Source organism: Haloterrigena salina JCM 13891 (assembly GCF_000337495.1).
GTDB classification, from domain to species: Archaea; Halobacteriota; Halobacteria; order Halobacteriales; family Natrialbaceae; genus Haloterrigena; species Haloterrigena salina.
Genome location: NZ_AOIS01000055.1, coordinates 1 through 586, shown reverse-complemented (window position 1 = coordinate 586; position 586 = coordinate 1). Strand labels below are relative to the sequence as shown.

The window sequence follows — 586 nt, the reverse complement described above, 5'->3', positions numbered from 1 at the left end:
TTCAGATACCTGCACTGGGCAGGATTCAGTGACCGTACGAGTCCTTGCGGATTTGCGGTCACCTATGTTGTTACTAGACAGTCGGAGCGCCCGAGTCACTGCGACCTGCCCCATTGCGGGGCAGGCATCCCTTATTGCGAACGTACGGGACTAACTTGCCGAATTCCCTAACGTCGGTTGATCCCGACAGGCCTTGGCTTTCGCCGCCACGAGTACCTGTGTCGGATCTCGGTACGGACGGTGTGCTCGTCTTTTCACGGGCTCTAGGTTGACTCAACTTGCGCTATCCTGCCGTTCGTTCGCTTCGTGCCATTACGGCTTCCACGAACTTTGACAGTTCGACCGGGCGATAGCCCGGCTTGAGCGACCCCAAAGCGTCGACTTTGATTGCACACCGGCACAGAAATATTAATCTGTTTCCCTTTCGACTCACTCGAGTTGCGGTGAGACTTAGGACCGGCTAACCCTCAGCTGATTAGCATTGCTGAGGAACCCTTACTCGTTCGGCCGTCGGGGTTCTAACCCGACTAACGCTGCTACTATGACCAGGATTTTCGTTACTGAACGGTCCACACGACCTCTCGGC

Annotated in this window: 1 rRNA gene; it reads right to left on the bottom strand. The window is 55.6% G+C overall.

The window, feature by feature from the left end:
* A 23S ribosomal RNA gene (locus tag C477_RS24330) occupies positions 1-586 on the bottom strand; the annotation flags it as partial.